This is a genomic window from Kitasatospora sp. NPDC004289, from assembly GCF_053602875.1.
Genome location: NZ_JBSGEL010000059.1, coordinates 38,285 through 48,255 on the forward strand (window position 1 = coordinate 38,285; position 9,971 = coordinate 48,255).

The 9,971-nt window shown below is 73.5% G+C and carries 7 protein-coding genes; 6 read left to right on the forward strand and 1 reads right to left on the reverse strand.

Translation table 11 applies throughout. From position 1 onward, the window contains the following. Positions 1-12 precede the first annotated feature (12 nt). Positions 13-1,014, reverse strand: coding sequence for a LacI family DNA-binding transcriptional regulator (locus tag ACWEPF_RS30535; RefSeq protein ID WP_345282484.1), 1,002 nt, complete (start codon positions 1,012-1,014; stop codon positions 13-15). Between the two features lie 133 nt (positions 1,015-1,147). Here ACWEPF_RS30535 and ACWEPF_RS30540 point away from each other — a divergent pair, with 133 nt between their 5' ends. The 6 genes from ACWEPF_RS30540 to pstA form a co-directional block, all read left to right on the forward strand. Next, on the forward strand, positions 1,148-2,380 hold the full coding sequence (locus ACWEPF_RS30540; RefSeq protein ID WP_452175101.1) for an MFS transporter: 1,233 nt from the start codon (positions 1,148-1,150) through the stop codon (positions 2,378-2,380). Between the two features lie 38 nt (positions 2,381-2,418). Beyond that, positions 2,419-3,132: an alpha/beta fold hydrolase gene (locus tag ACWEPF_RS30545; protein ID WP_345282486.1), complete on the forward strand. Its 714-nt coding sequence runs from the start codon at positions 2,419-2,421 to the stop codon at positions 3,130-3,132. 1 nt (position 3,133) lies between these two features. Next, positions 3,134-5,650, forward strand: coding sequence for a beta-glucosidase (locus ACWEPF_RS30550; RefSeq protein WP_452175102.1), 2,517 nt, complete (start codon positions 3,134-3,136; stop codon positions 5,648-5,650). Between the two features lie 163 nt (positions 5,651-5,813). Next, positions 5,814-6,200 carry a hypothetical protein gene (locus ACWEPF_RS30555; protein ID WP_345282488.1) on the forward strand — a complete coding sequence of 129 codons (387 nt, stop codon included), beginning with the start codon at positions 5,814-5,816 and terminating at the stop codon, positions 6,198-6,200. After that, positions 6,197-7,213 (forward strand): phosphate ABC transporter permease subunit PstC, encoded by a 1,017-nt coding sequence (pstC, locus tag ACWEPF_RS30560; RefSeq protein WP_452175103.1) that lies wholly within the window; start codon positions 6,197-6,199, stop codon positions 7,211-7,213. Before ACWEPF_RS30555 ends, pstC begins: the two co-directional genes overlap by 4 nt. Continuing rightward, positions 7,210-9,971 (forward strand): phosphate ABC transporter permease PstA (gene pstA, locus ACWEPF_RS30565; RefSeq protein ID WP_452175104.1); only part of this gene is annotated, 2,762 nt, incomplete at its 3' end. The genes pstC and pstA, both read left to right, overlap by 4 nt.

Here is a 9,971-nt window from a genome sequence, read left to right on the forward strand (position 1 = left end):
CGTGGCGGCCGGTCAGGCCGATTCGCGGGGGATCAGACGGGCCGTCAGGAGGTTGTCGACGGCGGGGGTGCTGTGGGGGTTCTCGATCAGCAGGTCGATCAGGTCCGCCAGGGTGCGGCCCTCGGGGAGGGTGAGGCGGACGGTGGTGAGGCGGGGGCGCAGCAGGCGGCCGAGGAGGAGGTCGTCGGCACCGATCAGGGCGGTCCGTTCGGGGACGGGGACGCCCAGGTCCTGGAGGGAGCGCAGCAGCAGCATGGCGTACTCGTCGTTGTAGGCGAAGACGCCGTCCAGGCCGAGCTCGCGGCAGCGCAGGGCGGCGGCGGCCCCGGACTCCTCGGTGTAGTCGAGGGGGAGCGGGGTGACCGCGTCCGGCAGTCCGGCGGAGGCGGCGGCGGCCCGGACCCCGGCCAGGCGGGGGCCGCTGAACTGGTCGAGGCCGGCATCGGTGGGGACGACCACGCCGAGCCGGCGGCGGCCGGAGGCCAGCAGGTGGGCGCCGGCCGCGGCACCCACCTCGCGCTGGTCCATGATCAGCGCGTGCGCCCCGGGGACGGGCGCGGTGCCCAGGGTGAGCACCGCCCTGGTCCCCGAGCGGTGCAGCAGCTCGACCCCGGCGGGGGTCAGCACCGGCTCCAGGCAGAGCACCGCGGCGGGCCTCAACTCGGCCCAGGCGCGGGCGGGTTCGTCCCCTTCGCCGGTCGGCCCGTAGAGCACGCTGGTGTGGCCGCGCTCGCGCAGGGCGCCCTGGAGCTCGCGGTAGAAGCCGCTGAACAGCGGGCCGATCGGGGCGGAGGAGCCGCCGATCAGGACGATGCCGGTGCGGCCGGCCCGCAGGGAGCGGGCGGCGGCGTGCGGCACGTAGCCGAGCTCGGCGGCGGCGGCCCGGACCTTCTGCCGGGTGGCCTCGCCGACCCGGCCGCCGGCGGTGTCGTTGAGCACGAAGGAGACGGTGGCGCGGGAGACGCCAGCGAGGCGGGCGACGTCGGCGCTGGTCGGGGGCGGGGGGCTGCTCATAACGGTTCGAATCTTTTCACGTCCGGGGGCTGGCCGAGGGCGGGGACGCCAGGTTACATGGCTGCTTACACGTGTAAGCGTTACACGTGTAACCTCGTCAACGACTTCCCCCACGAGAGTCATGGAGGGCAACGTGGCCCTTACCCCCACCCCCACTGACGTCCCCGCCCCCACCACCCGCACCACCCGCGGCCTGCTGCCGCTGCTGTTCACCGGCAACACCGCGATGTACGCGCTCTACCTCGGTGTCGGCTCCGTGCTGCTGCCGATCCAGGTCGAACGGATCGACCCGGCCGAGAAGGTGGCCAACCTGGGCCTGGTGGCCGGGGTGGCGGCCGTCTTCGCGACCTTCTTCAACCCCTTCGCCGGTGCGCTCTCCGACCGCTCCGGCCGCCGCAACCCGTGGATCCTCGGCGGCGGCCTGGCCACCGTGGCCGCCATGGCGCTGCTCGGCAGCGTGGACACCGTGCTGCTGGTGGCCATCGCCTGGTGCCTCGGCCAGGCGGTGATGAACTTCTACCAGGCCGCGCTCACCTCGGTGGTGCCCGACCGGGTCCCGGCCGCGAGACGCGGCGCCGCCTCGGCGGCGGTCGGCCTCGGGCTGCCGGTCGGCTCCACCGTCGGCGTGGTGACGGCCTCCGCCTTCGCCGACCACTACCGCACCGGCTACCTGGTGCTCGGCCTGCTCGTGGCCGTGGCGGCGCTGGTCTTCACCCTCGGGGCGAAGGAGCAGCGGATGGAGCCCAAGGCGCCCGCTCCGCTGCGGGAGCAGGTGGCGGCCTTCCTCGGGGTGCTGCGCGAGCACGACTTCCGCTGGGCCTTCATCGGGCGCTGGCTGCTGGTGCTCGGCTACTTCGCCGTGGTGGGCTACCAGTTGTACGTCCTGCAGGACCACATCGCGCTGCCCGCCGGGCTGGAGCCGGCCGAGGCGGTGGCGATCCTGACGCCGGTCTCGGCCGTCACCATGGCGCTCTCCACGGTGGCCGGCGGCGTGCTCTCCGACCGGATGGACCGGCGCAAGCTGTTCGTCGGCCTGTCGGCGGCGCTCTCCGGGGTCTCGCTGCTGATCCCGGTGGTCAGCCCGACCTGGGGCGGGATGCTGGTCTTCTCCGCCGTCAACGGCCTGGCCTTCGGCTGCTTCATGGCGGTGGACACCGCGCTGGTCACCATGGTGCTGCCGCGGGCCGAGGACGCCGCCCGGGACATGGGCGTGCTGAACATCGCGAACGCCGGACCGCAGATCCTCGCCCCCTTCGTCGCCTCCGCCGTGGTCGGCATCGGCGGCTACACCCCCCTCTTCGTGTTCGGCGCCGTGCTCGCCCTGGCCGGGGCGCTCGCCGTCCGGCCCATCAAGGGCGTCCGCTGAGAGCCGACATGTCGACACATCAGAAAGGCAATGGAGCAATGAAGCTGCACACCCATGAATGGGGCACCGGCGACCGGGTCGCCCTGCTGGTGCACGGGATCATGTCGGACCACCGCACCTGGCGGCGGTTCGGCCCGGCGCTGGCCGAGCGCGGCTACCGGGTGATCGCGGTGGACCTGCGCGGCCACGGTCTGAGCCCGCGCGGGGAGGGGGAGACGCCGGCCGAGAGGTACGGGCCGCGGCAGTACGCCGACGACCTGGTGGAGACCCTGCCGGTGGGCGCGGAGCTGGCGGTCGGGCACTCGCTCGGCGGGCTCTCGCTGCGCTGGGCGGTGGAGCGGCTGGCACCGCGGCGGGCGGTCTTCTCCGACCCGGCCTGGCTGTTCGACCAGCCGGGGATCGACCCGGAGCTGTTCGTCGGCTTCGCCGAGACCGCCACCGCCGAGCAGGTGGCGGCGATGAACCCGCGTTGGGAGGCCGAGGACGTCGAGACCGAGCTGGCCACCCTGGCGCTCTGGGACCGGGACACCGCCCGCTCGCTCACCGCGCACGGCGGGTACGCCGGTCTGCCGGAGGCCCCGGTGGTGCCCTCGCTGGTCCAACTGGCCGATCCCAGCTTCCTGGTGAACGAGCAGCAGGCCGAGGAGCTGCGCGGCCGGGGCTTCGAGGTGCGCACCGTGGCCGGGGCCGGCCACACCATCCACCGGGACGACTTCGCGGGCTTCCTGGGCTCGCTGGAGGGGTGGATCTGAGATGACCGACGAGAGCACGACCGACGACAGCACGACCGACGAGGGCAAGGAGCAGCGCGAGATGACCGACACCGCCCGGGAGGCCGCCGTCGAGGCCGCCCTCGCCAAGCTGGACCTCACCGCCAAGGTGGCGCTGCTGGCCGGGGCCGACATGTGGTCGCTGCCGGCCGACGAGGAGATCGGCCTCGGCCGGCTGGTGATGTCGGACGGCCCGGCCGGTGTCCGCGGCGAGCACTGGACCGCCGACGACCCCTCGGTGGCGATCCCCTCGCCGACCGCGCTGGCCGCCAGCTGGGATCCCGAACTGGTGCGCAGAGCCGGGCGGTTGCTGGCCCAGGAGGCCCGCCGCAAGGGCGTCCACGTGGTGCTCGCGCCCACCGTCAACCTGCACCGCAGCCCGCGCGGCGGCCGGCACTTCGAGTGCTGGTCCGAGGACCCGCTGCTGACCGGTGAGCTGGGCGCCGCACTGGTGGCCGGGGTGCAGGACGGCGGGGTGGCCACCACCCCCAAGCACTGGGTCGGCAACGACTCGGAGACCGACCGCTACACGGTGGACGTTCGGGCCGACGAGCGCACCCTGCGCGAGCTCTACCTGGCCCCCTTCGAGACCATCGTCGCCAAGGCTCACCCGTGGGGCCTGATGGCCGCGTACAACGCCGTCAACGGCACCACCATGACGGAGCACCAGGAGCTCAACCTCCGGGTGCTGCGCGAGGAGTGGGGCTTCGACGGGGTGCTGGTCTCGGACTGGACCGGCGCGCGCGACACCGTCGGCTGCGCGCTCGGCGGGATGGACGTCGCCATGCCGGGCCCGGCCACCGTCTACGGCGAGCACCTGGTGCGGGCGGTCCGCGAGGGCCTGGTGCCGGAGGACACGGTGGACGAACTGGCCCGCCGCGTCCTGCGGTTGGCGGCCCGGGTGGGGCTGCTGGAGGGCGCTCCGCCGGTGGTGGCGGCCGAGGAGCTGCCGGTGGAGCTGGACGGGGACGCGGTGGCCCGCGAGCTGGCCGCCCGCTCCTTCGTCCTGCTGCGCAACGAGGGCGGTGTGCTGCCGCTGGCCCCGCGGACCGGGATCGCGCTGATCGGGGCGGCCGCGGCCGAGGCCCGGATCGGCGGCGGGGGCAGTGCCCAGGTCTTCCCGACCTCGGTGGTCACCCCGCTGGAGGGGCTGCGGGCCGCGCTCGGCGAGCAGGCCGTGGTCTACGAGGTGGGGGCGGACCCGCGGACCTTCGTGCCGCCGGTGGCCTTCCCCGGCACGGCCGAACTGCGCGGTGCGGAGGGCGAGGTGCTCGGTACGGCGGCCACCGCCGACGGCACCGTGCGCTGGCTCGGCGCGCTGCCCGGCGGGGTGGGCTTCGACGCGCTGCGCGAGGTGGTGCTGCGCACCACCGTGGTGCCGGAGCGCGCGGGCGAGCACCTGGTGGCGGTGCGCGGGGTCGGCCGGTACCGGCTGGAGTGCGCGGGGCGGGTGCTCTTCGACGACGTGCTGCTGCCGTCCGGCGAGGACCCGGCGGCGGCCTTCCTGAACCCGCCGGAGCGGCGCTTCCCGGTCGAGCTGGCCGGCCCGGCCGAGCTGACCCTGGTGCACACCCTGCCGGAGGCCGGCGGCTTCGCCGGGTTCGGGCTGGTCTCCTTCGCCCTCGGGCACTCCGAACCGGTGGGCACCGCCGACGAGCTGATCGAGCGGGCGGTGGCGGCCGCCCGGGCCGCCGAGGTGGCCGTGGTGGTGGTCGGCACCACCGAGGAGGTGGAGAGCGAGGGCGTGGACCGCGACGGCCTGCGGCTGCCGGGCCGTCAGGACGAGCTGGTGGCCCGGGTGGCGGCGGCCAACCCGCGCACCGTGGTGGTGGTCAACGCCGGCTCGCCGGTGCTGCTGCCCTGGCGCGAGCAGGTCGCCGGGCTGCTGCTGGCCTGGTTCCCCGGCCAGCAGGCCGGGGCCGCGCTGGCCGGGGTGCTGCTCGGCGAGGCCGAGCCGGGCGGGCGGCTGCCGACCACCTGGCCGGCCGAGGAGGCCGACGTGCCGGTCTGGACGGTGGAGCCGGTGGACGGCCGACTGCCGTACGAGGAAGGGCTGTTCATCGGCTACCGGGCCTGGCAGCGCCGGGCCGCGGCCGAGCCGGCGTACTGGTTCGGCGCCGGCCAGGGGTACACCAGCTGGGAGTACCAGGGCGTGGCGGCCCGCCTCAGCGCCGAGCCGGGCGTGCTGGCCGAGGTCACCGTCCGGGTGCGCAACACCGGGGCCCGGGCCGGGCGCGAGGTGGTGCAGGTCTACCTGGCCACCGACGGCGTGGACCGCAGCCGGCCCTCCCGTCAGCTGGCCGGGTTCGCGGTGGTGGAGGCCGCAGCGGGGGAGTCGGCCACCGCCAGGGTGACGCTGGCCGAACGGGCCGTGCAGACCTGGGGCCCGCAGGGGTGGGAGCTGCGCCCCGGGACGTACACGGTGGAGGTCGGCCGGAGCGCGGCGGATCGCGTCCTGACGATGGCCCTGGAGGTCAACGGAACCCCTCCGACCAGCTGACACTTCGTCAGAACGGAATCTTCGGTGTGTGATCCGTGTGGGTTTCGCGCACGGTTCGTTCAGCAGCCCCGTGTCCGGCGTTCATCTGGCCGCATCTGAGCGGTACTTCTGAGCCGAGACGGTCTCTTCCGGCCAAGGCAGCGCGGAAGGGCGGGCACCGGCAATGGGGCATCCCAGATTCCTGATCGTCAACAGACCGTCCCGCCCCGACCTCGGTTCGGGCGGGACGGTGTGGCGGCTGCTCGGCGCCAACAACCGGCACCTGGGCCAGAGTCAGGACACCTTCCGGGACGCGGTGGCCTGTCGGGCCGCGATCGAGGACTTCCAGTCCAGGGTGGACCAGGGGCGGGCCACCATCAGCTCGCTGGACCGGGGCCAACTCTGGCTCTGGCGCCTTGAGTTGGACGGCCGCACGGTGGCCTGCTCGGCCCGCGGCTACCGCCGTCAGCGGGAGTGCCAGTACAACCTGGCGCGCTTCATGGCGGGGGCGCGCAGCGCGGCCGAGGTGGACCGCGGCGGCGCGGGCACGACCGTGGACGGTGCGGCGTGACCACCGTGGCCGCTCCGGTCGAGGACGCCCGCGAGGAGGACGTCCCCCGCCCGATCACCGCCAACCCCGGTCTGCCGGACCGGATCTTCCTGGCCTGGGCCAAGGGCAGCGGCGCCTTCGTGCTGGTCGTGATGCTCGGGGTCGGCGGCTACCTGGCGGTGCGCGCCTCCGAGGCGCTCTCCACGGCCGGCTTCTCCTTCCTCACCACCGAGAGCTGGAACCCGGACGGCGGCAAGGGCCAGTTCGGCATCGCGGCCGTACTGGTCGGCACCCTGCTGGTCGGCGGGATCGCCGTGCTGCTGGCGGTGCCGCTGGCGCTCGGCAGCGCGCTCTACATCAGCGAGTACGCGCCCCGGAAGCTGCGCCGGACCCTGATCGGCATGGTCGACCTGATGGCCGCCGTGCCCAGCGTGGTCTACGGCGTCTGGGGCTACAAGCTGCTCCAGTACCAGCTGGCCGGGGTGGCCCGCTGGCTCTCCACCTGGCTGGACTGGATCCCGCTCTTCAAGGTGAACGGCGTGGACCCGAACGACCCGCTCACCCCGCCGCTGGTCTACACGGCGTCGAGCCTGATGGCCGGCACGGTCGTCGCCTTCATGATCACGCCGATCATGTGCTCCATCATGCGCGAGGTCTTCGACCAGGCCCCGGCCGGCGAGCGCGAGGGCGCGTACGCGCTGGGCTCCACCCGCTGGGGGATGATCCGCTCGGTGGTGCTCCCGTTCGGCCGCGGCGGGATCATCGGCGGCACCATGCTGGGCCTGGGCCGCGCGCTCGGCGAGACCATCACGGTCTACCTGATCCTCTCGATGGCCTTCGAGATCCAGCCGCACGTCCTGCAGACCGGCGGCAGCGCGGTGGCACCGATGATCGCCCTGCGCTACGGCGACTCCACCCCGTTCTCCATCTCCGCGCTGATGGCGGCCGGCCTCGCGCTCTTCCTGCTGACCCTGGTGGTCAACTTCGCCGCGGCCGCCGTGGTCGCCCGCAGCCGTTCGGGGGCCAGTTCGTGACCACCACCGTTCCGCACGCCGAGTCCGGGACACCACTGCCCGAGGTGCCCGCGTCCGAGGTGCCGCTCGACAAGGGGCCGCGCACCACCGTGGTGGGGCGTCCCGACGCGTCGGCCCCGCCGCAGCGCCCGCGCCGGATCGCACCGCGCCGGGCCTCGGACCACTACGCGTTCTGGGGCAGCCTGGCGGCCTCGGTGGCGATGACCGCCCTGCTGTTCCAGCGCTTCGCGCCGTTCAGCGGCGGCTTCGGCTTCGTGATCTGCGTCTGGCTCGGCTTCCTCGGCCTGTACGCCCTGCTGGTCTCCCGGGACGAGAACGGGCTCGCGGTCCGGGACCGGCTGGCCTCGGTGGTGGTGCACTCCATCGCCGCCCTGCTGCTCGGCGTGCTGGTCTGGGTGGTCGGCTACGTCTTCCTCAAGGGCTGGGACGCGCTCAGCCACACCAACTTCTACACCCAGGACCTGTCCCAGGCCGGGCCCACCGACCCGCTCGACAAGGGCGGCGCGCTGCACGCCATCGTCGGCACGCTGATCCAGATCACCATCTCGCTGGCCATCACCATCCCGGTCGGGATCAGCTGCGCGGTCTTCATGAGCGAGGTGCCCGGCCGGTTCAGCCGGCTGGTGCGCACCCTGGTTGAGGCGATGACCGCGCTGCCCTCGATCCTGGCGGGCCTCTTCATCTACGCCGTGCTGGTGCTCGCGCTGGGCTTCCCGCGCTCGGGCCTGGCGGCCGGGGTGGCCCTCTCGGTGATGATGCTGCCGATCCTGATCCGGGCCACCGACGTGGTGCTGCGCCTGGTGCCGGCCTCCCTCAAGGAGGCCTCCTACGCGCTCGGCGCCGGCCGTTGGCGCACCGTCTGGACGGTGACCCTGCCGAGCGCCCGCTCCGGCCTGGCCACCGCCGTCATCCTCGGCGCGGCCCGCGGCATCGGCGAGACCTCCCCGGTGCTGCTCTGCTCCGGCTACACCAAGAACCTCAACCCGGACCCGACCAGCGACCCGCAGGCCTCGCTGCCGCTGATGGCGTTCACCCTGATCAAGTTCCCGTCCCAGCTCCACATCACCAGGGCCTTCGGCGCCGCCGCGGTGCTGCTCGGCCTGGTGCTGCTGCTCTTCGTGGTGGCCCGCACGCTCGGTGGCCGCGGCCCCGGCGACCTGACCTCGCGTCAGCGCGAGCGCCGGGCCCGGCAGTCCGCCGCCGACCTGGCCCGGATGACCGGCCCCGCCACGTTCCCCGCCGTCCGGAAGGCACCCGTGCTCACCCGCATGCTGACCCGTACCCTCACCCTCCTCACCGCGCTCGCGGTCGTGGCTGGTTCGCTGCTGCTCGGCGCGGCGCCCCGGGCCGAGGCCGCCGACTACCGCCGGATCAGCGGCGCCGGCTCCACCTGGAGCAGCAACGCGGTGGACGCCTGGGTCACCAACGTCCGCCAGTACGGCATGACCATCGACTTCGACGCGCAGGGCTCCAGCTACGGCCGCAACCAGTTCAAGAACCAGGCCACCGACTTCGCGGTCACCGAGATCCCGTACGGCCTCACCGACGGCGGGCAGTTCGACGCGCCGCCGCCGTTCCCGATGGCCTACCTGCCGATCGTGGCCGGTGGCACCTCGTTCATGTACAACCTGAAGATCAACGGCAAGCGGGTCGACAACCTGCGGCTCTCCGGGGACACCCTCACCAAGCTCTTCACCGGCGTGATCACCAAGTGGAACGACCCGCTGGTGGCGGCCGACAACCCCGGCCTGGCGCTCCCCAACGTGGCCGTCCGCCCGGTGGTCCGCTCCGACGGCTCCGGCACCACGGCGCAGCTCACCACCTGGATGAGCAAGCGTCACCAGGGCACCTGGGACGCGTACTGCGCCAAGACCAGCCGGCACGCGCCCTGCGGGGTCACCTCGTTCTACCCGCTGCTGCCCGGCTCGACCTGGCAGTCGCTCGGCACCTCGATCGCGGTGGCCAACGCGGTGGCCACCGACTCCAACAACGGCGCGATCACCTACGTCGAGTACTCCTACGCGCTCAACGCCCGCTTCCCGGTGGTGAAGGTGCTCAACGACGCGGGCTACTACGTGGAGCCGACCGCCCGCAACGTCTCGGTCGCGCTCGGGCACGCCGGGATCAACCAGGACCTCACCCAGCGGCTCGACGACGTGTACAGCTCGCCGGAGAAGAACGCCTACCCGCTCTCCAGCTACAGCTACATGGCCGTGCACACCAGCGCCACCCAGAGCTTCCCGGACGAGAAGGGCAAGACGCTCAGCGCCTTCGGCTACTACTTCCTCTGCGAGGGCCAGCGGCAGGCCGACAAGCTCGGCTACTCGCCGCTCACCCAGCAGCTGGTCCGGTCCGGGTTCGAGCAGCTGGCCAAGGTGCCGGGCTCCGAGGGCAGGGCCTTCGACGCCAACGCCTGCACCAACCCGACCTTCGGGCCCAACGGCACCAACCCGTTCGCGGCCGGGGCGCCGATGCCCCAGGAGTGCGACAAGAAGGGCGCCCAGATGTGCGGCACCGCCACCGGCGGCGCCGGTGCCTCGGGCGGCTCCAACTCCTCTGGCGGAAGCGGTGGTTCGGGCAGCGCGGCGGGCGGTGGCACGGCCGGCTCCGGCGGTACCCGGGGGACGGCCGCCGGTGGTGCGGGCAGCACCGGGGGAGCGGGCGGCTCCGAGGTCTACAACCTGACCGCCACCTTCATGCAGCAGGGGCCGGTCATCGCCTTGGTGCTGGAGGGCTACGACGCCATCGCCACGGTCCG